This is a genomic window from uncultured Tessaracoccus sp. (assembly GCF_947255005.1).
GTDB lineage: Bacteria > Actinomycetota > Actinomycetes > Propionibacteriales > Propionibacteriaceae > Arachnia.
Genome location: NZ_CAMYFI010000033.1, coordinates 1 through 23,595 on the forward strand (window position 1 = coordinate 1; position 23,595 = coordinate 23,595).

Sequence of the window (23,595 nt, forward strand, 5' to 3'; positions counted from 1 at the left end):
GTGCCGTGCAATCGTTGCGGGGCGGGGGAGCTGAGACACGTCGAGGGCGACAAGCCGATGTGGGAGTGCAGCGAGTGCGGGCACAAGGTCACCGTGCAGGCCGTGACGCTTCGGCAGGCGGCGAAGATTCTGCGAGATGACCTTGGGGCATCCGCGCCCACACTGCGCACGCTGCAACGCTGGGCGCTTCGCCCCGGGCTGCTCAGGCCAATCGCAGACAGCCCCAAGCGGAGACTGTTTGATATGGGGCGGATCAGGAGTGTCGCCGCAGAAGAACGCATCAGGAGCAGCGCGTAGGCGTGTCGCGCACATTCGCGCTAGCCATGTGCTAATGTCGCATCTGGGCCTACAAACGCGCCCAAAATCAGCCCGGTCGAAAGATCGGGCTTTCGCATTCCATGCCCTGGTCACCGACGACCTGGCCCAACCTTCACTCACCCGCTCAGCCTCAAGCTGCGGGCACCACGCCGAAACCCAAGGAGTACACATGTCTGGCGACATTGAGCTGTGTGACATCTGCGGGCAGCCCATGACCTGGCGTGGCGGCTGGTGGTGCCGGCACTGCGACGAGCGAGGGTGACCGTGACGGAGTGGGGAGGCCGACGGGCACAGCGAGCACTGGAGCAGGTGCGAGCCTGGGGCGAGGCTAAGCGCATCCCGTGCTGCATCTGTGGTCAGCCGATTGATTACAGGCTGAGGAAGCCTGACCCGCGCTCATGCTCGGTGCAGCACGTGAAGCCGAGGCGGAGCTTCCCTCACTTGACTTGGGACCCGCGCAACTGGGCGCCGGCTCATCTGCTGTGCAACACGGCTGAGACGCAGCGCACGGATCAGCCGCTCGGCGTGACATCCGACTGGTAGGCGCCCGGCCCCGGGCCGCATCAAGGCGCGCGCAAAGTGCCTCCGACTAGGGCATTGGCACGTACAAATGCGTCTGACCAAGAGTTCTGCCGGTCCCTAAAAAATCTCGAATGGTGAGACGCTGGACAGGCGCCAGTCCCCCACTCTTTACCCCCCTTGGGGTTTACCCGCCCGGGTCGCGCCTGGGCTTTTCGACCTATTCAGACCCTTGAAAGAGGTGAGCCGTGGCTAAGTTCCTGAAGAGAAGCGCAGTGACTTCGCTGCAAGCGAGCCTTGAGGCTGCCGACCATTTGCAGCCGAAGCATGCCGCGTTGGTGGCGGCTGCGAAGCAGTTGGCGAAGCGTGTGGATCAGCTCGACAAGATGGGCTGGGTCATTGACGGCAAGCTCGACAACGTCACGATGCCCACGTTTCTGCGCTACCTGGAGGCGCTCGGCCTGACGGTTGAGCGTGAGCCGGCGAAGCGTGGCCCGAAACCGAAGGTGAAGGAAGTCGAGGAGGCCGACGCGGGGGCGGCAAGCGCGGCGGTATCCCGTGAGGCTAAGGCCCGTGCCGCGTTGAGTTTCGTGGCGGGTTAGCGCCGTGGCTGCTCGTCTTGGTGAGCCTGTGCCGAGGGTGTTCACTCCTCCGCTTGCCCCACTGGAGCCACGAACACCGGAGACGGAGGCGCGAACGCTCGGCTATCGGGTGATCGACTTCGCGAGGGATGCGCTGGAGATTGACCTGTTTCCCTGGCAGGAGTGGTTCTTTATTCACGCCCTGGAGCTGCGGGGCGGGCATTTGCGGTTCCGCACGGTGCTGCTGTTGGTGGCTCGCCAGAATGGCAAGTCGACGATCTCCCTCGTGTTGGCGCTGTTCGTGCTGTACGCGCTGCGGTGGAAGACGGTGCTGTCGACGGCGCAGGACTTAGATACCGCCGAGGAGATCTGGGGTCTCGCCGTCGAGCAGATCACCGAGACTGACGAGAACGAGGATGGCGATGAGGTCCCGCTCAGGCCGTGGCTGGCGGAGCAGGTGGATCGCATTATCGCGGTGAATGGCAAGAAGGGCTTGGCACTGAAGGGTCGTCGCCGGTGGAAGGTGAAGACCGCTGGGCGCCGAGCCGGTCGAGGCTTTACTGCTGACCTGATCCTTGCCGATGAGCTTCGGGAGCATCAGACGTGGCAGGCATGGGCGGCGATCACGAAGACGACACAGACCAGGCCGCATGCCTTGATCTTCGGCATGAGTAACGCGGGCGACAAGCTGTCGGTTGTGCTGGCGGAGCTTCGCAGGCAGGCTCACTTGGCGTTGGGTGATCCCGACGGGCTTGGCGATCGGGTGGCTGACGTGGAGGTCGTCACTGCCGGGGCGGAGTCTGAGGCGGCTGGAACTGAGCAGGCGGCCACGGCGGATGATGCGCTGGCGATCTTTGAGTGGTCTGCGGAGCCTGGGTGTGCGACCGATGACGTGGATCAGATTGCGCAGGCGAACCCCTCCCTGGGGCACTTGATCCCGCTGCGAACGATCCTGGCGGATCAGAAGACCGATCCCGAGTGGGTGTTCCGCACCGAGGTGCTGTGCCAGTGGCCTGACGGCCTGGTGGATGGGCCGTACCGCGATGGTGTGTGGGAGGCGTGCGCGAATCAGTTTGAGGTGCAGCCAGACGGGACGTCTCGCCTCGCCGATGATGATCAGATCGTTGGGGACATGGTGGCGTGCCTGTCGTCGTCGAAGGACGGCGGTGTTACGCATCTGGTGGTTGCTGGCTATCGCCGGGATGGACTTCCGCAGGTTGAGCTGCGTGCTACCCGTTCGGGGACGGAGTGGGTGAAGCCGTTCCTGCTGGACCCGAAGGTGAGGGCGCGCATCACGCATTTGACCGCGCAGGAACGGGGTGCGCCGGTGTCTGCGCTGTTGGCTGACCTTCAGCGCGACGACGAGGTTACGACTCCGATCATTCCGTGGGGTGGCCCACCGCTGCCGCAGTCGTATACGACGTTTGAGCAGCTGCTGAATGACGGGCTGCTGCGGCACAACGATCAGCCTGCGCTCACTGCTGCCGCGATGGCGGCAAAGACGCGGTACCTGGGTGCTGTGAAGGTGGTCGATTTGCGCGGCTCGGAGGTGGATGCGGCGCCGCTTATCGGTGCTGTTGGTGCGGTGTGGCTGCTGCGGAACAAGCCGGAGAAGGAAGAGATTCAGCGTCCGCCGAGGGTTGCGGCGGTGGCGAGCACGACCGCGACGATGGCGACCACGGATGACGTGTTGACTGTGAGGTTTTGAGAGGAGGCGACATGGCGTTGGAGCGCGAGATCGGATTCATGACGCGCCAGACTGGCGTCGTCGGCTGGGACCACCTGCTCGATGAGGATGAGCAGAACCCCGAGCTGCGTTGGCCGCAGTCCGTGAAGGTCTATGACCGGATGCGCTCCGAGGATGCGCAGGTCGGCTCCGTGCTGCGGGCCGTGACGATGCCAATCATGTCCACACAGTGGGCCATCGATCCCAATGGCGCCGACGACGAGGTCGTCGATCTGGTGTCCCAGGATCTCGGGCTGCCGATCAGGGGGCGGCGAGATACCGCGCTCCCCAGGCTGCGGGGCAGGTTCTCGTGGATGGAACACTTGCGTCACGCGCTGCTGTCGCTGGTGTTCGGGCATGCCTTCTTCGAGCAGGTGTATCGAATCGACGACTCGGGCAAGGCGCATCTGCGGAAGCTCGCTTACCGACCGCCGCAGACAATCAGTGCTATCGAGGTCGCTGCCGACGGCGGCCTCGTCGCCATCTCGCAGCATGGGTGGGCGACCTCGAAAGAGGTTCGGATTCCGGTGGATCGGCTGGTCGCCTACGTCTCGGAGCGTGAGGGTGGTCGCTGGCAGGGGCGCTCCCTGCTGAGGCAGGCATACAAGGATTGGCTGCTGAAGGACAGGGCGCTGCGCGTTCAGTCGATGACGCTTGAACGCAACGGTCTTGGTATCCCGACCTACACGGGCGCGCCGATTCCGGACGGTGCCACGCCGGCGGAGCGGGATGCTTGGGTGGAGTCGCAGCTTGAGAACGGCTTGAAGTTGGCGACCGAGCTTCGAGCCGGGCAGTCAGCCGGTGCATCTATCCCGCATGGCGCAAAGCTCACCATGCAGGGTGTTGATGGCGACCTGCCTAACTCGGATGCGCCGATCAGGTACTACGACGAGCAGATCGCCCGGGCTGTGTTGGCGCACTTCCTGAACCTCGGTACTGAGACTGGCTCGTGGGCGCTCGGCTCAACGTTCGCTGACTTCTTCACTCAGACGCTGAATGCTGTCGCCCAGTCCGTCGCGGATACTGCGCAGCAGCATGTGATCGAAGATCTTGTCGACCTGAACTGGGGCGAGAGCGCGCCTGCCCCGAGGCTCGTGTTCGACCGCATCGGTTCGACGATCACCGCTGATGCGATCAAGGCGCTCATCGACTGTGGGGCGATCTGGCCCGATAAGACACTCGAAGAGCATCTTCGAGATTCCTTCAACCTGCCGGCACAAGACCTGTCGAGTCGGCAACAAGCAAAGACGGAGGTGGAGCCGTGAGCGTAATGCCTCGCCGTGACTGGCAGTGCATCGAGATGAAGGCCGAAGACCGCGTCGCGGAAGTTTATATCTACGACGAGATCGGCGACTGGGGAACGTCCGCGCAGACGTTCGCAGGGATGCTCGCTGAGCTCGACGCCGAAACCATCAACCTGTACATCAACTCCCCAGGCGGTTCCGCCTGGGATGGCGTGGCAATTCACAACGCCCTGCGGCGCCATCCCGCGAAGGTCAACGGGTTTGTCGACGGTATCGCGGCGTCTGCGGCTTCGCTGATCGCTATGGCCTCGGATCATCTCACGATGAACGCGTCGTCGCAGCTGATGATTCACGAGGCAAGCGGCGTGGCCTGGGGCGACGCCGACACGATGCGATCGACCGCCGACTTGCTGGACAAGCTCAGCGATTCGTATGCCGACGCGTATGCGAGGCGCGCAGGTGGGAGCCGTGAAGGCTGGCGGCAGGTCATGCGTGACGAGACCTGGTACACGGCTGAGGAGGCTGTGCTCGCAGGGCTTGCGGACGACTGGGACGGCTCGGCTGACGTGAAGGCTGTTGCCTCGTTCGACTTGTCTCGCTTCCGGTTCGCGGGCCGCAGTAACGCTCCCGCGCCATCCATGCCGCAAATGGCGGCATCCACGATTCCCCCGGCTGCCGAGCCGGGACAACAAGAGGAGGAAAGTATGAGCGAGTTTCTCGCCGCTCTCCGTGACCGGCTCGGAATCACCGATGCCGAGGCCAAGGAGGACGCCATTCTGGCAGCCCTCGACGAGGCGCTCACGGAGCAAGTAGAACCCGAGGAGGGGAAGCCGACGGCGTCCGCGCCGGATGGTGTGACAACGATCGAGGTTGATGTGCTCGAAGCGATGCGCGCTGACCTCGCAGAGAAGACCGCCGCGCTCGCCGAAGTTCGGGCCAAGGCCGACGCTGAGCGTCGCGACGCCATCGTCGCGAAGGCGATCAAGGAAGGCAAGGTTGCCCCGGCCCGCCGGGAGCACTGGCTTGCCCAGCTGAACGCCGACGAGGAGGGCGCAGTCCAGGTGCTGGATTCGCTTGCCCCTGGGACGATCCCGCTGAACGAGATTGGCCACTCTGACGAGCCCGAGGCTGACGCCGAGGGCGATCTGTACGCCCGCATCTACCGCAAGGAGAACTGATCATGGCTGATTACCTGCCCCTGTTCAAGCCCGGTCAGACGGTCACCATGACCGCGTCTGCCAAAGTCGAAGGCGGCATGGCCGTCGAAGTCACCGGCGATCGCCGCGTAGGCCCAGCCGGTGCTGCATCCAAGAAGTACGTCGGAGTGGCTGGCCACTCTGCCGCTGCTGAGGAGAAGGTCACCGTGCACCTGCGTAGCCACGTGCAGCGCATCAAGGCTGCTGGCGGAATCGCCGCAGGCGACACGGTTGAGTGCGGCGCTGACGGCACCGTGAAGACCGGAAGCACTGCCCCTATCGGAATCGCTCTCGCAGCCGCTCAGGCTGGCGAGCTCGCCCAAATCAAGGATTGAGGTCTAGATCATGGTTTACTCCTACCCATTTGTAGACGGTGCTGGCCTAGATGGCCTCACCAAGGGGGATGTTCACGCATTCCTGAAGTCGCCGAGCCTCGTGGCTCGTCGTGTCGCCGAGCTGGCTCGCGATCGGTTCATCGCCGACTTCCTGCTGAAGGGCCGCTACTCCGCTGACGGCGGTGGCGTGACCTTCGAGGTTGATGGCGCAACCATGAGCGAGGACGACCCGGAGACCATTCAGGCCGGCGCCGAGTACCCGCTCACGACCGTCAAGGGCGGCAAGCCTCAGACGGTTCTGAGCGAGAAGGAAGGTCAGGACACCGAGGTGTATGACGAGACGATCGCTCGCATGCTCCTCGACCCTGTCGAGCGCGCACTGCGCGGCATGGTCAACCGCATGATCAAGCGAACCGACGCGAAGGCGTTGGCGACGCTCGCATCTGAGGTGACCGCGACTGAGGCGGCTGCTGCGACGTGGACGACCCCGGAGGCTGTGATCGAGAGCGTGCTGCTCGCTGACGCGAAGCTGGGCGACCACAACATCGGCCTCACCGGCGACGTGGTGGTTCTTCCGCCCAAACTGTTCGCGAAGGTGTCTGCGCTGTTCCTGAAGGCCGATCTGCTCGCTAACGGTGCAGACGGCGCGATGGCAAGCGGAATGATCGGGAACGTGCTCGGCAAGGCGTGGGTCACCTCGAATGAGGCGACGTTCACCGACCCGATGCTGATCGACTCGAATGCGATTGGCGGCATCGGTATCGAGGACATCGGCTCCCCCGGTTATGTGACCGCTGACGGCACGCTCGGCATCCAGACTAAGGTGCAGCGCCTTGCAGGCGCTGACGACCGCGACGGCTACCGTCTGCGTGTGCGTCGCGTCGGTGTCGCGGCGATCGTCGAGCCTCGTGCTGGTGTTCGCATCACTGGGGCGTCGGCATGACCTATGTGGTCACCGGCCTGAGGGCCGTCGCTGTTGTCGACGGGAAGCGCGTCGTGCTCGATCGCGGCGCGCTCATCCCAGAAGGCGCCGATGAGGACCGGGTGAGGCACCTCGTGTCCGTCGGGCTCGTATCCAAGAAGGCCGACCCGGAGCCTGCGCGCCGGGTGAGGGCCAAGAAGTAGAAGGAGGGGGCGACATGGCCATCATCGCGGCAGATCTTTCGTGCGACGAGGATCTGGGGCGGCGTGTGCTGCTGTACGCATCCAGTGTCGCCCCTTGCCTTCAGTCGCTGGACGGCGAGCGTCGAGAAGACGCGATCGCCATCCTGAGATCCATCGCGGCAGATATAGAGTCGGCACCCGGGTATCGGGTGAAGTCTCGCACCCGTGGGGAGTGGACAACGACGTACTTTTCCGACATGGAGATTACGTCGATCATCTCGGCAGCGGATCGAGACGCGCTGAAGATGCTGTGTGGCGGGGCCCGCTTGGCGGGCTCCCCGCGAGGCCAGTTTCCGGCGCCGCATCTGCCACTGCTTCACATGTGGCCGGAGTAAGTCATGATTGATGACCTTGAGTTGATTCGCGACGCAGTCTCTGGGGCGCAGTTTCGGGCCGCAGTGAACGAGTCCCGCCCAAGAGAGCTGCGGGGACGAACCGAGCAGCGGGTGACGCTGCTACTCCCGGGGCGGACGAGGCTCAATCCCCCGACGCGACTGATCCTCCCCGACGGGGAGAACGTCCGAGTGCTCGGCTCGCAACTGGGGCCAAGCTGGGACCAAACCACACTGGTCACCTGCACGAGGGTGAACCCCGACCTGCCCGACGAGATCATCATCTCCGAGGCCGGGGAGCGCAAGCTCAACGTCGACACGAACAAGATGGTTGAGAGCCTCACGGAGCTCTGGCGCGGAGAAGCGAACGTCGACGGCGACGACCCCAGGGTCGTAGATGCGGCCGGTGAGCGCGCCCCGCTCGACGAGGTCACCCTCACGCTCCCCCTTGGTGCGCCAGCCAAGCCGGGGCTCATCATCAATGTGGTTTCGGCCCGGCACCCGTCGGTACTCGGAGCGCAGTATCGAATGGCTGGCGAGGTCGACTCATCCATCAGTGACCTGCGGCAAGTCGTCGCGCACCGTCTAGAGGGGTCATCGTGAAGGCGGGGCTCAAAGTCGACGGTGTTGACAAGGTCGTGGCAGCGGTTGTTGACCATGCGGGAAAGATCCAGCCTGGCGTGAAGGAAGTGCTGCGAGAGGCCGGGAAGCGGATCAAGAAGAAGCAGCAGCAGGCGGCGCCCAAGAGGACTGGCCGTCTTCGTCGCTCCATTTCAATGCGGTCCAGGGGGACGAAGTGGAAGCGCAGCGTGTCCGTCGGCCCGAAGTGGTCCACGACGAGCAAGGGGCAAGCCGTTGATACGAAGTATGCGTTCTTCCAGGAGTTCGGCACCTCCCGGATGAAGGCGCACCCTTATGTCGCGCCGTCGCTTGTTGGTGAAAACGAGCGGGTCGCACGCGATTTGAACAAGCTCATCAGTCTCAAGTAGGAGGGTCATGTCGCTGTTCCCAACGACCTACGAGTTTTGGCTGACGGTGCTGGATAAGCTCCGTGAACTGGAGCCGCTAGTGCGCGTATTCGGTGACACCCCTGCCGACTCCACTGTTCGCAGTGGCGGCTATGTGATCGTCGACGGCGACCCCGGCTACCCCATCAGAGGTCGTGGCTGCGGCGGCACCTCAGAGCATGCGTATCGGGTGCAGCTTCGGGTGTGCGGATTCTCCCCTAGTCAAACACTCCACACCTGCGACCTGGTGCGAGCGCACCTGGAGGGCTATCGCCCCTGGCCGCACCCTCGCTGGACTCCGCTCGTGGAGATTGATTCGGGGCCAGTGATCCAAGACGACTCGGAGATCTCCGATGTTCGGTATTCCATCACACTCACCTACCTGCTGGAGGGATAAGCCGTGAGCGAACCAAAGCCAGATGAGCATGGCCGCTTCCGCGTCCGTGCAAAGACCAACGACAAGTCAGGAACCTGGTCCACCAGGAATTACAACCCGCAGATCCATGTGATTGCACCAGGCGACGCCTCCGATACCTACGGTGCCGCGATGCCTCCCCACCCCTATGCGCCCATGAAGTCGCTCGGAAAATCGGGCACCACCAAGAAGGAGAACTAAACCATGATGACTGACATTTTCCCCGCCGGCGTTCAAGCTCAGGGTAATACGACGTTCCTGTGGCTCGGCGCCATGCCGCCGTCTGCACCCCCGAAGCTCAGCGAGCTAACCGCCGAGACTGTATTGGACTTCACCTGCTACCTGTCGGCTGAGGATGTCGAGATCGGCTTCGATCAGGCCCGCGAGGACGACACCCGTGCCTGCCACGAGGCGACCTCGGAAGCTTTTGGCGCGACCACGTTCTCGAAGGATTCGATCTCGCACATCGTTGACCCCCAGGAGCTCGGCAAGGAAAAGGGCAACCTCGCTCGCGGGCAGATCGAGGCGAACGCTACCCAGTACTGCGTCGTGCTCTCGGGCGTGAAACCGGGCAGCCAGCTCACTGAAGGCATATTGTGCGACGTTTACAAGGTTGAGGTCGGCGAGGAGCACATCTCGCCGCTGTCGTCTGGCAAGTTCAAGCGCGAGGTGAAGACCTCGTGGACTCGCATCCAGAAGGCAGCAAAGGTCGGCAACGCCGCGTAATCCCGAAGTCCACCGACCCGCTGCCTGTTGTCACCTTTCCGGCGGGCAGCGGGTCGGTGCCTATAGAAAGGTATCCCATGTCCAACCCGTCCCCAGCGGCGGCTGTCCGCGAACGGTTCAAGGCTCGCCGTGATGCGATGCGGCGCACGATCGAGATCCCGTTCGTCGTGGACCAGGAGCTCGCAGATAAAGCCGAACGTCTCGCCCGCGACTATGAGCAGGCGAAGGAGCGACTTGAGCGCTTCCTGGAGGTCGCCGAGGAAGACGATGATCAGCCTGGCGATGTGCGCGCCGACGGAACTGCGGTAGAGCCGTCGCTCGTCGACCAACTTCAGCACGCCGTTGATTCGACGCATGCCGAGCTTGAGGAGGTCATTGAGGCTGTTCGCGAAGGGTCAGCCCGTGTCATCTTCCGGCTCGCCACCGCCACCGAGTATCAGGACGCGCTCACCAAGGTTGAGCGCGAGATGGGCAAGTCGGTTGACACGACGAACGAGGCGGTCGTCGCATTCGGAGACGAACTGCTGCGAATCACCTTCCTGCGGGTCGAACACGACGGGGCGGATCTCGGGTACGAGTCGTGGGCGGAGTTTGCCGACGATATGCAGCTGACGTTCGGCGACGTTGAGGGCATCCGAACCCCAGTTGTCGCGAAGAACCGGTCGACGGGGGCGTTCCGTCTCCCTTTCTCGTTGCAGCGCTGAAGGAGGACCCCGAGCTTCGCGGGCAGGTTGAGCTTGCCCGAACCCTCGGGGTCTCCCATAAGCGCTTGTACGGCGGTTGGGTCCCGTCGACGACGTTCACCCGCGACGGGGACGGCTGGATCGGCACACAGGAGCAGGAATGGGATTCGACTGAGGTGGGGCTCATGGAGGCCCTTGCGGCAGTCGAGCAGCAGACTTGCAAGGGTTGCGGTGGTGATCTCTCCGTGGAGCTCACCGACCTGCCACCGGAGCTTGATGACGGGGGCGGGCACTTTCATCGGTTCACGCACCTGTGGTGCCGAGGGTGTGTCGCGAGGGCGAAGCTCGAATCTCAGCTTGCTCGAGATGACGAGAAGCTCGCCGAGGCGAATCAGCCTCAGTATCCGCAGGCCCGCTTCTTGGTGCCCGAGCGGCTCCCTATTCCAGAACCATCACAGGAGGTGTAGGCGATGGCGTCCAGGTCGGTGGTGGCCACAGTCTCCGTGGATGGCGTGGAGGGTGTGGTCGCGAAGTTCACGAGGGCCGGTAGGGCTGCCGAGCAGTACGGGAAGACTGTTGCCGGGGCCGGGGCCGCGATGTCTACGTGGGTGGACAAGCATTCGCGTCGGCTCGACGCGATCGGCAGCAGCATGCTGAAGCTTGGGGCGGTGGGTGTCGCTGCCTTCGGCCTGCTCGGCAAAGCAGCCGTCGACTGGCAGACCGCGTGGGCTGGTGTAACGAAAACCGTCGACGGGGCGCCCGACCAAATGAACGAGCTGCAAGACGCATTGCGCGGGCTCGCGAAAGAGCTGCCGTCAACGCACGAGGAAATCGCTGCCGTGGCAGAGGCTGCTGGTCAGCTCGGCGTGGAGCGCGAGAATGTGGCTGACTTCACCAGGACCATGATCAACCTTGGCGAGACCACCAACCTATCTGCAGATGAGGCGGCAACAACACTCAAGCGCTTCGCGAACGTGATGGGAACATCAACCGCAAACATGGATCGCGTTGGCTCGACACTGGTCGATCTCGGCAACAATTTCGCGACGACCGAGGCGGAGATCGCCGCGATGGCTCAGCGCGTCGCCGGTGTGGGGCGCCAGTTGGGGATGACCGAGTCTGACGTTCTCGGCTTCTCGGCTGCGCTGTCATCGGTAGGCATCGACGCGGAGGCGGGCGGCACGGCGATCTCAACCGTTATGAAACGCATCGACGCTGCGGTCCGCGACGGTGGGTCGGCACTGCAGCAGTGGGCGCGCGTCTCCGGCATGTCTGCGCAAGAGTTTACGAAGGCATGGAAGGGTGACCCCGCGAAGACGATGGCGAGCATCGTCGAGGGCTTCGGCAAGATGGCATCGTCTGGAGAGTCCGTCGCCGGTGCCCTCGCTGATCTCGGCGTGAAGGGCATCCGCGAATCAGACGCTATGAACCGTCTCGCACTGGCAACAAAAGCGGCTGGCGGCGAGGCAGATCTGCTCCGCGAGGCCGTCGAGAAGGCCGGGGACGCCTGGGAGGAGAATACGGCGCTCCAGAACGAGGCCGCGAAGCGCTACGAGACGACCGAGTCGAAGATGCGCGTGACCGTCAACGCGATCAAGGACGAGGCGATCACGCTTGGCAACTATCTGCTTCCGGCGATTGAAGCAGTTATCAGCGTGGTGACCGATATGGCCGGGGCGTTTAGCCAGATGCCTAGCGGTCTTCGGGAGTTTGTGATCGGCCTGGGCGGGGTGACCACTGCATCACTGCTGGCGGTCGGCGCGTTCGCGAAGGTCGTGACCGGCATCGCCGAGCTGCGTGCCGGGCTTCAGGCGCTGGGGATCAGCGCAAAGACGGCGACGCTGGCGATGGGCGCGATCGGTGTGGCACTCACAGCAGCGGGGGCGATTTTCGGGCACTTCGCTGGGAAGCAGTTGGACGCCAAGCAGAAGCTAGACGACTATACCAACGCTATCCGCGACCAGGGGAAAGTGATCAGTGAGACGACCCGAGAAATGGCTAACCAGTCCATGCAGGATAAGGGGCTGCTCAAGTGGGCGAAGGATGCCGGCGTCAATCTGAAGGATCTTTCTGACGCGGCGCTGGGCTCCGAAAGCGCCCTGGCGCGAGTGAATGCGCAGATGGATGAGCATGTGGCGGCGCTGGAGCGGCAAGAGGCCGCGAACCAGGCTGTGATCGACTCCATGATGGGCCGGGAGCTCTCGGAGCAGGAGCGGGTACGCCTCACCGAGCTCACCCAAAAGAACGAGGAGTTGAGCGCAAGGATATCTGAGCGCGTCGCCCTGAATCGTGACATCCAGCATGCGCTGGCGGAAGAGACTGCCGTGGTCAAGGAGGCTACCGATGCCGGTCTTCTAATGGCCGAGGCCAGAGGCGAGGAGGTTGGAGCCTCCGCTGAGGCTGCCGCCGCTGCGGAAGAGAATGCCGAAAAGCAGCGTGCTGTCGCCGACGAATACGCGAAGACGAAGGAAGAAATCGACGCCCTCATCGATGCGACCTTCGCCTACGCCGACGCCATGCTCGCCTTGTCCGGTAGCGAGATAGCCGTCGAGGACGCGATCGCTAACTTGTCGAAGGCGACCGCTGAGAACGGTAGGACGCTGAACCTTCAGACGGAGGCGGGGCGGAAGAACCAGAGGGCACTCGATGATCTTGCGCGAGCTGGCATGTCGTATATCGAAACGCTGGCGAAGCAGGGCGAATCCACGGAAGGGATCATCGAGAGGACCCGACGGGCAAAGCAGATGTGGATCGACAACGCGACAGCGATGGGACTGTCGAGGCAGGAAGCGAAGCTTCTCGCCGACGAGTTCTTCGCGATCCCTGACGTGAACCCAACGGTTGACGCGACGAGCGCGGTGGAAGCCAGGAAGAAGGTCGAGGAACTCAAGCAGGAGATCGAGACGCTTCCACAGGAGAAGCGAACGAAGATTCTTGCACTGCTGGAGCAGGGCAAGGTGGCGGAGGTTGAGGCTGAGCTTAAGAAGCTTGGCCGGACCCGGACTGTGAAGGTGAAGATCGCCCCGGAGCTGAAGAGCATCCCCTCGTCTCTGCTTCCCGGTGTGCCGGTCGCTCATGGCCGCGCCGAGGGTGCGGTCGTCGACTACTACGCCCGTGGCGGGCTGCGGGAGCAGCATGTCGCGCAGATTGCCCCGGCGGGCGCGTGGCGTGTGTGGGCGGAGCCAGAAACCGGCGGTGAGGCGTACATTCCGCTGGCGTCGTCGAAGCGCACGAGGTCGCTTGAGATTTGGCGCGAAACTGGTCGTCGCCTCGGCGTGCAGGGGTACCGGAATGGCGCTGTCGTCGCCCCAGCCGCCCAGGAGAAGGCGACTAATCCCGGGGTGACTATTCACGCGCCTATCACTGTCACTGAAGCCGAGAATGCCGACGCGGTGTCGAGGAAGATTGCAGCGAGATTGGGGGCGCTCCTATGAGCAAGCAGCATTTCTCCGTCTCGCTCGTGTCGCGTATCGACGCATCCAGGCGGATCGATTTCGGCGACGGGGGCTGGTACGTGCGCATGATCGAGGGTTGGGACGATCTTCCGGACAGGAAGGGCTCGCCGCAGCCGCTGGCACTGACGCACGGCTCATCCTCCCTGGATAGCACGCGCAGGGCTTCCGCTTCTGGCTCGCTGGTGGTTCGATTCCGGGGATCTGCTGAGGCTGTGGCTGAGGAGAATGCCAAGCTGCTGGCGCTGTGCGCAGAGCCCCTTCAGCTATGGATTACTGATCACGACGGCATGGCTCGCGGGCGCGATGTCATGGTCGAAAGTGTCCCGGTGAGGAATCGGCACTTGCCTGACACGATGGTGACCGCCACGATCACGTGGACGGCTGCCGATCCGCGCCGCTACTCCCCCATGACACCAATCACCAACGGGCGAGCCCATAATCACGGCACGGCCCCGACTAGCCCCGTGCTCGTGGTCACTGGCCCTGTCAGGGGCGAGGTTGAGATCACGGAGGCCGAGACGGGGCGCGGCATCCGCTGGGTTGGGAACCTGACGGCAGGTGAGCAGCTGCGCATCGACCCCGCCACCGGGTACGCCACCGTGGATGGCTCGGTGGTGATGGGTCTTAGGCGCGCCGATTGGCCGGAGATCCCGCCTGGCGAGGCCCGCACCTACCACGCGTCGAGCGGCAGGCTGACGGTTGAGCACCGCTCAGGGTGGTGGTGACCAGTGACGATCAACATCGGCTCCAAGCGGATAATCGCTGATACGAGCCGCTATCTGGCGTTCCCGGTGGCCGCGCACCTGGGTGGGCTCACAATCGCGTCGTGGACCGACAAACTGGATCACTATTCGAAGCAGGCAGAAACTTGGCTGTCATCGTCGACTGATGGCGGTCGCACCTGGGGAAATACGCGCCTGCTGACGGGGCATGAGGCCGCGACGGCGGCGATCGCTACGCATCCGACGGCGCCGCACAAATGGGCAGTGCTCGAGTGGGCAAGTCAACCGTATCGGGGTTGGATACGCACCTCACCAGACGGCGTCTCCTGGTCAGAGAAAAAGACGGTGACGTGGCCAGGCAATTCGTGGACTTTTCCGTGCGGACTGACGTGGCTGCACGACGGCACACAGTGGGGGCGGATGATCGCAATCTGCTACGGCGGGCTCGGTACCGGGATCACTGAATCGCGTGATGGCGGCACCACCTGGACGCCGCTACCACGCCCCACCGACACCGTGCCGTTCGTGAACGGCGACGGCGAAAACGAAACGACCATCACGGAGACGCACGCCGGCGATTGGCTGATGCTCACCAGGCAGGATCAGCCAGGCGAACCTACCGTATGGGCGCGCCGTTCTAGCGACGAAGGGCAGACGTGGACACAGCGGCGGGCCGCGTTCAAATCGAAAGGCATGCCGAAATGCGCGGTCATGCCGGATGGCACACTTATCGCTACCGTGCGTGACGCGGCCCCGGATAGCACGCCCGAGTCGTGGGCGATCGCCATCTCTGTCGATGACGGGCAGACGTGGAAAACGCAGACGGTGTCAGATGGTTGGATGATGTACGGGCAGGTTGCTGTGATCGGGCCTGGGCAGGCGGTGCTTGTCGGGGCAAGCCAGAATCGGGCATCGTCAACGGACTGTGATGTGTGGGCGCGCCCGCTTGCGGTTCCTACAAGGCAACGGCAGCGGCTCCTCACCCAGGAGCGCCCGCCGCAGGAGCAGTGGCTAATCGGCTCGTTCGCGACCGGCGAGGTGAAAGCATTCCTGCCCGTGGAGGAGGGCTCCTCATGGTCGGCGGACATTTGCGGGTCGCAAATGACAGCGCAGCTCACGATCACAAAAACTACCGAAACCCTGCTACAGCACGTGATTCCATGGCGGGATTATATGGCCGTGATTATCGGGGATCAGATCATGTGCGCCGGGCCGATCATCTCCGACAGCTATGATGCGGATTCAAACAAGTGGGTGCTGCGCGGCCGCGGCGCTGAGGAATGGGTGAGCAGGCGCTTCATCCTCCCAACGCGTGCACGGCAAGATAACGTGTGGTTCAGCATGTATGACTGGGCGAAAAAGGAGCCCGCCGCGTGGGCGAAAATGAAATGGGAAAACCTGACATGGCCTGAGATTGGTGCAGCCGTTATCAAACATGCCCTTTCATGGAAGGGTATAAGCCCGTGGGCGGTTGATGCGCCAAATATTATAGTTCCGACGCAGAAGCCATTTGGCGATAAAACGTCGTTCGAGGTCGATGGAATGGATTTCGCATCAGTCGGCTCGATGCTCGACGAAATGGAAAAAACAGACGGTGGCGTCGAGTGGCAGTTTAGGCCGGAATGGAAGAATGGCGACTCGTCAACCGATATTATCCAATGGCGGTATGTGACCGGTGCGCCGCTCATCACCTCCAGGAACCTCGCAACATGGGCGCACGACCGGGTCGCGAATCTTCGCACAAGCCGGGACGCCTCACGGCTGACGACCCTGCTGCACGCTACCGGTGGAAGGCAGGGCGACGGGCCAACGCACGTCACGACCGGCGGCGCCGGCTCGACGCTCTTGCTGGAAACCTTGGACTCCTCCAACTCGCATATCGATGATCCGAAGCGGCTGCGGGAGGTCGCGAAGGAGCGGCTGCGATATGTTGGCAGGCTGGCGATTGACTACGATTTTCAGGTGCCGATGGCGCAGACCGGGCTGTGGCGGCCGGGAGATTTCGCGCTGCTGATCGGGGACCCGCAGGCGCGGTTCTCGTGGCAGGCGCGGGTGCCGCATCTCGCCGCCGAGACCCGATTGCGTATCACCGGCAGGTCAGCGAATGCCGGCGACCAGTTCGTGACTGTACACACCCAGCATCTAGCACCGGAGGATGACAATGCCTGGCTACAGGCCTCCTAACACAGGCTCGCTTGAGAACACGCTTGCCCGCGAACTAGCTGATATCAAGCGCCGTCTGACGATTTTGGAGCGCCCCACTGGGACGCAGAAGATGCAGACGACGCAGCGCGCTATAGAGGCGCAGGCACGCGCCGAGAAGGCGCTCGCAGATGTCGCTGCAGAGAAGCAGCGTAACGATTCGCAGTGGACTGCTATTGATAATGCGAACAAGAATATTGCGACCGAGAGACAGCGTAATGACTCGCAGTGGACTGCCATCGATAACGCCAACAAGAATATTGCGACCGAGAGACAGCGTAACGATTCGCAGTGGACATCGATAAATTCGTTGTCTAGCCGCCTGAGTAGTGTCGAGGGTAAAGCCGGTGGGGCTGCCACTAAAGCTGAGATTAACGCGCTTCGGACTGATCTAAATGCGCTTCGAAACTGGTGCCAAGGCATGGTTGCCATATTGAATCTGAAGATTCAGGCTGGGATCAGCAACCCTCCAGGCGGTGGGGTAGCACCATAGAGACGTTGAGGAGATTAAATTATGGCTGATGCTGATACCGGCGTGCTGTCGGGTGATTTAGGGGACGCGCTTTCGGGTTCCCCGCTCGGTTCGGGTACTCTTTATTTGACGCCCCCTAGATGGGTTGGCTACGAGTCAGGGTTTGTGGCTTCCCCGTCGCCTATCGCGATCCCGGTTTCGCTCTCCGGGGTGATCACCCCCACGAAGATAGCTCGCACTGACACAAGCCAGCCGGCCTATTGGGCGTATCGCGCGTACGCGGATGTGCCTGGCCTGTCGCAGGAGCCGTTCCGGCTGATCATGGCAGGTGATGCTATGACGATCGCCGAGGCGATCGTGCCCGATGAGCCGGGCGTTCCAACCTGGGCGCCAGCCGACTTGTCCGCCTACCCGTCACGTGACGAGGTGCTGCAGGCGATCCGTGACCAGGCAGGTGCGGCGCAGCAGCTGCGCATCACCGGAAACACGCTCTCGCTCGAGCCGGGCGGCAACACAGTGACACTCCCGACGGTGACCGCCTCGGGTGAGCCTGTGCTCGGCCCGCAAGGCCCCGCCCCTGTTATCACGTGGCAGGGCACGAAGATCGTGGTCGACGGCAAGCCGGGGCCTGACCTGCGAGGAATGGTAGGCAAGACCGGCCCGCAAGGCCCCGCCCCTGTTATCACGTGGCAGGGCACGAAGATCGTGGTCGACGGCAAGCCGGGGCCTGACCTGCGAGGAATGGCGTTCGAGCCGCAGGAGAAGGAATACTCCCCACAACTGTGGGGCCCGGTGCGATTCAATATCGGTGACGGGACTCTCACTGGCGGCTACACGCTAGTGGGGAAACTATGTTTTTTCTGGATCAGCCTTGTGCGTGGCGCGTCAACGAACGTGGGTGGCGCCGCCTACGAATTTACGCTGCCCGTGCGCCCGAGACGGCTGCGTGAAGTGTCTGGGGTCGGCTGGACTTCACGCGGCGACACAGCGTGCACCGTGCACGGAATTTCGCCAGAACAAAACGACCGCGGCCCAACCGTCGGGCTGATCATTTCGTCGACGGGTAAACGCGTTGATCAGAACAACCCGGCCGGATGGGCGACGGGCGACCAAATCTATCTGTCCGGCCACTACGTGGCCGCTTAGGAGGCGTTATGGCTAATCAGTCTTATGTTCAAATCGGTTATCGCGGCCTCGATGTGAGAGACCGTAAGGCGCAGGTGCGCCCGGAGGTAAAACCGGCCTGGGAGGCGCTAGTGGCGCTCGTGAAGCAGAAATACCCGAGCGTCGATCTGGATAAGCGCATAATTCAGGCTCGAGGCTATGCGGAGGAGTCCGCCGGCGTTCACTCCGACGGTGCCGCAGTCGATGTCCGGGTGTGGGGCCTCACTGGGGCGCAGCGTCGTGAGATCGTGCGGCTGGCCCGTGAGGTCGGATTCCCGGCCTCCTGGGATCGCGCATGGCCTAACAACGAGCATCTGCATCTTGCCGCGGACATCCCCGGCAAAAAGACCCGCGCCTCCTACCAGGTTGCTGCGGTGAAGGATGGGAAGAACGGGCTCGGCTTTAGGGGGCGCAAGGGCCCCGACGACGGCCCCAAGCCGTCTGAGTGGCGAAACACCACTACCGGCCCGCAATGGGCCGCAACACAACTCGGAACAGAAATAGAGAGGTTCCTGGATAGCATGGACGAGAAGAAACTCCGTAAGATCATCCGCGAAGAGGCCCGCACCGCTGTGCGCGCCGAAAAGTTCACCGCCGTCGGCGACAAAAAGCACGGCGGCTACTGGGGCACGTCGATCGCGAACATGGCCGGGCACGCAGCCGCAGGCGTGCAGCGCCTCGAGGCGAAGGTCGATGCGCTGCTGAAGCGAAAGTGACCGCGATGGGAGGCCAGAAGCTCTCCCTGGCCGGTGATTTCCGTCGCCGTTTCCTGGCGCTCGCCAGCGCCGCCTATCTCCTGCTCGGCGCCTCGTATCTGGTCACCCCGGATACGGCTGGCCGCCGTGCCGGTTTTGCGTGGCTGCCGGACGCGCTGTCGATTTCTACGCTCGGCTGGGTGTGGGTGGCCGTCGCCGTCGGCGTCACTGCGGCATCGCTCGCGTGGCCTACGAGGCGCCGGGTTGAGCGCTGGTGTTTCACCGCGCTCACGATTCCGCCCACGCTCTGGGCCGGGATTTTTTGCGCCGCATGGCTGCTCGGTGAGCATCCCGTCGGCTACGCGTCGACGATCTCGTACGGCCTCATGACTGGCATGACGCTGCTGGCCGCAGCGTGGCCGAACCCGCCACAAACAGGGGGTGCCGCCCGTGACTGAGCTGCTAGCCGTGCTCGTGCCGGTGCTGGTCGGGATCGTCGCCGCCGTGGGTGGCTGGCTGAACGGCTCCGCCCAGCGCCGGGACGCGAAAACACAGTCCGATCTCGGGCTGCTCGACAGGTGGAGGGCCCTATCGGATGAGCTGGATGAGCAGCGCGCCGCCGAACGCGCCCGCGCCGCCGAGCTGTCCGAACGGCTCGACAAACTCGCTGAGCGGGTCGCTCTGCTCGAAAATCGCGACATCGAGTGGGCTCGCTACGTGGATCGACTCACAGACCATATCAATCGGCAGCTACCCCCACCCCCACCACCACGCCCTGAAACTCTAGGTTAGGAGAACCACCATGATTGACCCGATTACCTCGATTGTTACCGTGCCAGCGGTCGTAGCGCTCACCAACCTCGCTAAGGGGCTTGGTGTGGGCGGGAAGTGGTCGGCCCTCGTGGCTGTACTGCTGGGTGTCACGCTCGCTGTCGCCGCGCACTCACTCGCCGGCACGGGTTGGTTTGATGCCGCATCTACCGGCCTGCTGCTCGGTCTCGCCGCCGCCGGGCTCTACGACCTAACGCCGGACGCTGGGGGTGAGGTGTGATGCGCACCTGCGGGCGGGTGCTCAATCAGCCGCCCCAGCGGATCACCGCCTACCTGGTGCGCGGCTCATCCGTCACGCTAGCGGCAGAAGGGCTCCCGGCTAATGTCGCCACCTGGATCGAATTCGGTGACGATAAGGGCGAACCGTTCGCGCGCATGATTTTCGCCCAAGTGGATGGTGTGAACCGGCTGAGCCTCTATGTCGATGACGTTGACTCCATGCACGAGGCCGGGGTGCGCCGCATCCGTATCATCGCCGGAAGCGCCAGGGAGCCGGAGAAGATGCGGGTGCTTGCTGCCGGGCCGGTGATTTGGCGCACCGGCTGGTCTGGTGAGTGTGGCCCGGAGCAGACGGTCAAGCTGGTGGTCGGCCCGCAAGGCCCGCAGGGGGAGCAAGGTGTTCCCGGCCCGCGTGGCGAGACGGGCCCGGTGGGTCCTACTGGCCCGCAGGGAGAGACCGGGCCAGCAGGCCCAGTAGGCCCGCAAGGCCCCAAGGGTGAGACCGGCCTGCGAGGCCCCGTAGGCCCTACCGGGCCGCAGGGTGAGACAGGCCCCGCCACGAAGCTCAGCATCGGCACGGTCACTAGTGGCGACAAGGCCGCTGCCACACTCACCGGCGAACCCCCGTCGCAGACGCTGAATCTCACCCTCCCGCGTGGCGAGCAAGGGCTGCAGGGCGTGCAGGGTTTGCAGGGCCCCCCCGGCGCCGTTCCCACCACGAAGGACTATCTCCTCGTCGGGCCGGGCAGACCGGATCAGCCCGCCTCAACGAGTGGGATCACCACCGGCCGGGAGCCAGTCGGTTGCGAATACCGCTCCACGGATGGCGCTGGTGTTGGCGCTTGGGTGTGGCGTAAACGCCCCGACGGCTGGGCGGTCATCGACGGTGATACCGGGTGGCGGAATGTCACCCGTGCCGTCGGTGCGCATGCGGCGATCGACGGCCTGTACCTGCGGCGAATCGGCTGGCAGGTGCACATGCTGATCCGATTCTCCGGTGACCTGCCGGATACCAGCACCCCGCTCACAGGGGAGCTGCCTGCCGGGTTCCCGCCAGTCGCGCACCCGATGTCCGCATCGAGGCGCCCACTAGCTCCCATCGGGCGTGAAGGCGCTGCGCGCGGCTGGCTATGGCTCATGGCTCAAAACGAGTTAGCCGGCATACCGCACTTGATGAGCACGACAACGAGCCTCGCCAACACTAGGGCAGAAGCCGCCTGGGCTACCGTCAACCCCTGGCCGGTCACACTGCCAGGCACCCCCGCATAACAGTCAAGGGAGCGATCATGGAAATCGATTTGACCACTGTGTCCGACGACGAGCTGGATGCGCTACGGCGCTATGTGCTGACCGAGCTGGAGCGACGGAATGTGCTCGCAACAGCCCAACAGCAGGCCGAGCAGCTCGCCAAGCGGTGGGCGGATGCGAGTGGCAGGCACGACGGCGGCCCGTGGCGGCAGCCGCAAGCCGCGTTCGACGCCTACCCCCTCGGGGCTGTCGTCGTCCACAACGGGAAAACGTGGGAGTCCACCACCCCGATTAATGTTTGGGAGCCCGGCGTTAGTGGTTGGCGCGAGCAGGCTGGCATCGACCCGGAAACCGGCGAGCAGGCCGTGCCCGCGTACCGTCCGCCCACTGGCGGCCACGACGCCTACGAGAAGGGCGGCCGCGTCACCTGGGGCGGCTCCGTATGAGAGTCGGTCATCGACGCCAACGTGTGGCCGCCCGATACCTACCCGCAAGGTTGGAAAAAGCTCTAACCCCACGCCAGCAAGAAGAACGCCCTCACCCCTCACGGGTGGGGGCGCCTTTTTGCGTTCACTGGCCGTCTGTCGGCTTGGTGGCGAGGGTCGCCTGAACCCCGGCCTCACGCAACGCCATAGCGGCCTGCGCAGCAGCTACTCGGTGCAGCGCCGCCGGCCACCCATCCAGCTCGGGATACGCCGCCGCCAACTGCGAGTCGTCCAGATAGGTGAACAGGGTGCACTCGCCGCCCGCCGCTTCGCCGGCTTCGACCATGCGGTCGGCGAGGTCGAGCAGCTGCTCCTCTAGCTCCTCAAGCTCGCCGTGCAGACCGGGTGGGATGGTGCGCCTGCCGACCTCCCATGCGGAGACAGTGGCTTGTGCGACGCCGAGCCAGGAGGCGAGTTCGTGTTGGGGCAGGCCCAGCGCCTCACGCCGGGCCCGCAACTCGATTGGCTGCATCACTTCACCGCGTACCGTGTCTGGGGCGCGTAGGGACCATTCCCAGTCTTCCAGGTGCGGATCTGGCCGGAAAGCTCCTCAAGCAGTTTCCGGGTGGCGACTCCAGCGCCAATCCAGGAGTAGTAGCCTACCTTTCTCAGCTCGTCGGCAACCCAGCTGCGGAGGTTGTCGAACGCGGCACCCTGGTTCCCTGCCGAGCGAAGGTTGTTCATGATCTTGTCACGCTCGATGAGCGCGATAGCTTCGCCGAGGTTCTTTGGTTTGGTGATGGTGGTCATGTCGTTGTCTCCTTGCGAGCGGGAGGCTTAGCCTTTGCTGTCCTCCATGTAGTAGAAATACTACACCACCGTGTCGCGATGCACAAGTCAGAACAGAGAAAACATCAAAAAGAGTTTGAGGCGAGGGGAAACTGTAGCCGCGGCTACAGTTTCACGACATTTCCTACCTATCGACCGTCACCATAAATTGCCCTGACAAGCACTTATGCTAGTCAGGGCATAGTCTCGCACGGGTTCAAGCCCCGTTACTCACCCCAAACGGGTCAGCCTGGCCCATTTTCTTTACCTCGGCGGCCCAGCAGCTCAGTGCGTCGGCATGGAGGCCGGGGATGCTCAGCCCGTCGTACGGATTGCGGTAGCCGACGCGCACGTCGTTGTCCTCGTCGATGTAGATCCTCTTGAACAGCGCCTGGTTGAGGAGGCGACGATTCGGATCGTCGGCGTGCTCGTAGATGTCGGCGGCGTTCGACAGCAATGCCAGTGAGTCGTCGAGGTTCTCTCTCGCGTCGGCGTAGTGGCCGTGGTGCGCGGTGATCCGGTACTCGATGGTCTCCAGCGACGCGGTGATCCGGTCCTGTTCTCTCTTGAGCAGGTCGAGCGGGATCGCCCCGGCGTAGTGAGCTTGGAGCAGCTTCTGTTGCTCGCCTTCGAGCTGAGTCCTCCGGGACGCGAGGTCAGCGAGTTCAGCGGCTCCTTCAGCCATCATCTCGTCGAACCGGGCATGAATCATCGCCGAGACCGCCTCGATCGTTTCTGGGTCGATCTGCACCTTGGCGTAGAAGCGCTCGATGAGTCGTGCAACTTGCTCGATCAGCATCGCCTGTCGGGTGCAGTCGCTCCCGCTCCTGGGTCACAGCCCCAGCCCCCGCGCCTGCTTCACCGCAGTGATCTTCATCGACTCGAACCACGACCCACCCGACTTCGAGACGGAAGGTCCGCCCGCTTCGGCGCGCCTGGCGATGAGTACGACACCAGCAGCTCCGGGCCATCCCGCATCGGGAACGGCCCGGCCAGCTCGGCGTCCTGAACCTCGGCGTCGGGCTCGGTATAGCGGCTCTTCGCGTTTGAGGGTGTAGATGGTGGTAGCGGCGTGGCGGCTGGTGGAA

30 protein-coding genes and 2 pseudogenes are annotated in these 23,595 nt (G+C 63.7%); 28 read left to right on the top strand and 4 right to left on the bottom strand.

The features are described from left to right. The 28 genes and pseudogenes from Q0X61_RS08125 to Q0X61_RS08255 all read left to right on the top strand — a co-directional run. Positions 1–297 (top strand): annotated as a pseudogene (locus Q0X61_RS08125) (hypothetical protein); the annotation flags it as partial. A 330-nt stretch (positions 298–627) separates the two neighbouring features. Further along, positions 628–861 carry an HNH endonuclease gene (locus Q0X61_RS13405; RefSeq protein WP_367270726.1) on the top strand — a complete coding sequence of 78 codons (234 nt, stop codon included), beginning with the start codon at positions 628–630 and terminating at the stop codon, positions 859–861. 224 nt (positions 862–1,085) lie between these two features. Continuing rightward, positions 1,086–1,439 (top strand): hypothetical protein, encoded by a 354-nt coding sequence (locus Q0X61_RS08130; protein WP_297742042.1) that lies wholly within the window; start codon positions 1,086–1,088, stop codon positions 1,437–1,439. Between the two features lie 4 nt (positions 1,440–1,443). Then, complete coding sequence (locus tag Q0X61_RS08135) at positions 1,444–3,126, top strand: hypothetical protein (RefSeq protein WP_297742043.1); 1,683 nt, start codon at positions 1,444–1,446, stop codon at positions 3,124–3,126. 11 nt (positions 3,127–3,137) lie between these two features. Continuing rightward, the gene (locus Q0X61_RS08140; protein ID WP_297742044.1) at positions 3,138–4,409 is read left to right on the top strand and encodes a hypothetical protein; all 1,272 of its coding nucleotides are present in this window, start codon (positions 3,138–3,140) and stop codon (positions 4,407–4,409) included. A 5-nt stretch (positions 4,410–4,414) separates the two neighbouring features. Further along, the gene (locus Q0X61_RS08145; RefSeq protein ID WP_297742070.1) at positions 4,415–5,566 is read left to right on the top strand and encodes a head maturation protease, ClpP-related; all 1,152 of its coding nucleotides are present in this window, start codon (positions 4,415–4,417) and stop codon (positions 5,564–5,566) included. Between the two features lie 2 nt (positions 5,567–5,568). Beyond that, positions 5,569–5,919 carry a capsid cement protein gene (locus Q0X61_RS08150; protein WP_297742045.1) on the top strand — a complete coding sequence of 117 codons (351 nt, stop codon included), beginning with the start codon at positions 5,569–5,571 and terminating at the stop codon, positions 5,917–5,919. A gap of 10 nt (positions 5,920–5,929) precedes the next feature. Beyond that, positions 5,930–6,862 (top strand): hypothetical protein, encoded by a 933-nt coding sequence (locus Q0X61_RS08155; RefSeq protein WP_297742046.1) that lies wholly within the window; start codon positions 5,930–5,932, stop codon positions 6,860–6,862. Further along, positions 6,859–7,044 carry a hypothetical protein gene (locus tag Q0X61_RS08160; protein ID WP_297742047.1) on the top strand — a complete coding sequence of 62 codons (186 nt, stop codon included), beginning with the start codon at positions 6,859–6,861 and terminating at the stop codon, positions 7,042–7,044. The genes Q0X61_RS08155 and Q0X61_RS08160 overlap by 4 nt, the downstream gene beginning before the upstream one ends. Before the next feature lie 14 nt (positions 7,045–7,058). Beyond that, on the top strand, positions 7,059–7,418 hold the full coding sequence (locus tag Q0X61_RS08165; RefSeq protein ID WP_297742048.1) for a hypothetical protein: 360 nt from the start codon (positions 7,059–7,061) through the stop codon (positions 7,416–7,418). A 3-nt stretch (positions 7,419–7,421) separates the two neighbouring features. After that, positions 7,422–8,018: a DUF6093 family protein gene (locus Q0X61_RS08170; RefSeq protein WP_297742049.1), complete on the top strand. Its 597-nt coding sequence runs from the start codon at positions 7,422–7,424 to the stop codon at positions 8,016–8,018. After that, positions 8,015–8,404, top strand: a complete 390-nt coding sequence (locus tag Q0X61_RS08175; RefSeq protein ID WP_297742050.1) for an HK97-gp10 family putative phage morphogenesis protein — start codon at positions 8,015–8,017, stop codon at positions 8,402–8,404. The genes Q0X61_RS08170 and Q0X61_RS08175 overlap by 4 nt, the downstream gene beginning before the upstream one ends. A gap of 7 nt (positions 8,405–8,411) precedes the next feature. Beyond that, positions 8,412–8,819, top strand: coding sequence for a hypothetical protein (locus Q0X61_RS08180; protein WP_297742051.1), 408 nt, complete (start codon positions 8,412–8,414; stop codon positions 8,817–8,819). Positions 8,820–8,822: 3 nt separating this feature from the next. Beyond that, positions 8,823–9,038: a hypothetical protein gene (locus Q0X61_RS08185; RefSeq protein ID WP_297742052.1), complete on the top strand. Its 216-nt coding sequence runs from the start codon at positions 8,823–8,825 to the stop codon at positions 9,036–9,038. A 3-nt stretch (positions 9,039–9,041) separates the two neighbouring features. Then, entirely contained in the window at positions 9,042–9,563 is a 522-nt protein-coding gene (locus Q0X61_RS08190; protein ID WP_297742053.1) for a hypothetical protein, read from the top strand. A gap of 77 nt (positions 9,564–9,640) precedes the next feature. Further along, positions 9,641–10,267, top strand: coding sequence for a hypothetical protein (locus tag Q0X61_RS08195; protein WP_297742054.1), 627 nt, complete (start codon positions 9,641–9,643; stop codon positions 10,265–10,267). 65 nt (positions 10,268–10,332) lie between these two features. Continuing rightward, complete coding sequence (locus Q0X61_RS08200) at positions 10,333–10,713, top strand: hypothetical protein (RefSeq protein WP_297742055.1); 381 nt, start codon at positions 10,333–10,335, stop codon at positions 10,711–10,713. 3 nt (positions 10,714–10,716) lie between these two features. Next, positions 10,717–13,680 carry a phage tail tape measure protein gene (locus Q0X61_RS08205; protein ID WP_297742056.1) on the top strand — a complete coding sequence of 988 codons (2,964 nt, stop codon included), beginning with the start codon at positions 10,717–10,719 and terminating at the stop codon, positions 13,678–13,680. Continuing rightward, positions 13,677–14,426 (top strand): phage distal tail protein, encoded by a 750-nt coding sequence (locus tag Q0X61_RS08210; RefSeq protein ID WP_297742057.1) that lies wholly within the window; start codon positions 13,677–13,679, stop codon positions 14,424–14,426. The genes Q0X61_RS08205 and Q0X61_RS08210 overlap by 4 nt, the downstream gene beginning before the upstream one ends. 3 nt (positions 14,427–14,429) lie before the next feature. Next, entirely contained in the window at positions 14,430–16,607 is a 2,178-nt protein-coding gene (locus Q0X61_RS08215; RefSeq protein WP_297742058.1) for a sialidase family protein, read from the top strand. Further along, a complete protein-coding gene (locus tag Q0X61_RS08220) occupies positions 16,585–17,118 on the top strand; it encodes a hypothetical protein (protein ID WP_297742059.1) in 534 nt (177 codons plus the stop codon). The genes Q0X61_RS08215 and Q0X61_RS08220 overlap by 23 nt, the downstream gene beginning before the upstream one ends. A gap of 21 nt (positions 17,119–17,139) precedes the next feature. Continuing rightward, on the top strand, positions 17,140–18,243 hold the full coding sequence (locus Q0X61_RS08225) for a hypothetical protein (RefSeq protein ID WP_297742060.1): 1,104 nt from the start codon (positions 17,140–17,142) through the stop codon (positions 18,241–18,243). 8 nt (positions 18,244–18,251) lie between these two features. Next, entirely contained in the window at positions 18,252–18,977 is a 726-nt protein-coding gene (locus tag Q0X61_RS08230) for a hypothetical protein (RefSeq protein WP_297742061.1), read from the top strand. A 5-nt stretch (positions 18,978–18,982) separates the two neighbouring features. Continuing rightward, complete coding sequence (locus Q0X61_RS08235; RefSeq protein ID WP_297742062.1) at positions 18,983–19,414, top strand: hypothetical protein; 432 nt, start codon at positions 18,983–18,985, stop codon at positions 19,412–19,414. Further along, complete coding sequence (locus Q0X61_RS08240; protein WP_297742063.1) at positions 19,407–19,748, top strand: hypothetical protein; 342 nt, start codon at positions 19,407–19,409, stop codon at positions 19,746–19,748. The genes Q0X61_RS08235 and Q0X61_RS08240 overlap by 8 nt, the downstream gene beginning before the upstream one ends. Positions 19,749–19,758: 10 nt before the next feature. Next, a complete protein-coding gene (locus Q0X61_RS08245; protein WP_297742064.1) occupies positions 19,759–20,007 on the top strand; it encodes a hypothetical protein in 249 nt (82 codons plus the stop codon). Then, on the top strand, positions 20,007–21,275 hold the full coding sequence (locus tag Q0X61_RS08250) for a hypothetical protein (protein ID WP_297742065.1): 1,269 nt from the start codon (positions 20,007–20,009) through the stop codon (positions 21,273–21,275). The genes Q0X61_RS08245 and Q0X61_RS08250 overlap by 1 nt, the downstream gene beginning before the upstream one ends. Positions 21,276–21,292: 17 nt before the next feature. Next, positions 21,293–21,700 (top strand): hypothetical protein, encoded by a 408-nt coding sequence (locus Q0X61_RS08255; protein WP_297742066.1) that lies wholly within the window; start codon positions 21,293–21,295, stop codon positions 21,698–21,700. 124 nt (positions 21,701–21,824) lie between these two features. Here Q0X61_RS08255 and Q0X61_RS08260 read toward each other — a convergent pair whose 3' ends face one another. The 4 genes and pseudogenes from Q0X61_RS08260 to Q0X61_RS08275 all read right to left on the bottom strand — a co-directional run. Further along, positions 21,825–22,211, bottom strand: a complete 387-nt coding sequence (locus Q0X61_RS08260) for a DNA-binding transcriptional regulator (protein WP_297742067.1) — start codon at positions 22,209–22,211, stop codon at positions 21,825–21,827. Beyond that, positions 22,211–22,489 (bottom strand): hypothetical protein, encoded by a 279-nt coding sequence (locus Q0X61_RS08265; RefSeq protein ID WP_297742068.1) that lies wholly within the window; start codon positions 22,487–22,489, stop codon positions 22,211–22,213. The genes Q0X61_RS08260 and Q0X61_RS08265 overlap by 1 nt, the downstream gene beginning before the upstream one ends. 235 nt (positions 22,490–22,724) lie before the next feature. Further along, positions 22,725–23,306: a hypothetical protein gene (locus Q0X61_RS08270; RefSeq protein WP_297742069.1), complete on the bottom strand. Its 582-nt coding sequence runs from the start codon at positions 23,304–23,306 to the stop codon at positions 22,725–22,727. A 33-nt stretch (positions 23,307–23,339) separates the two neighbouring features. After that, a pseudogene (locus Q0X61_RS08275) lies at positions 23,340–23,595 on the bottom strand (hypothetical protein); the annotation flags it as partial.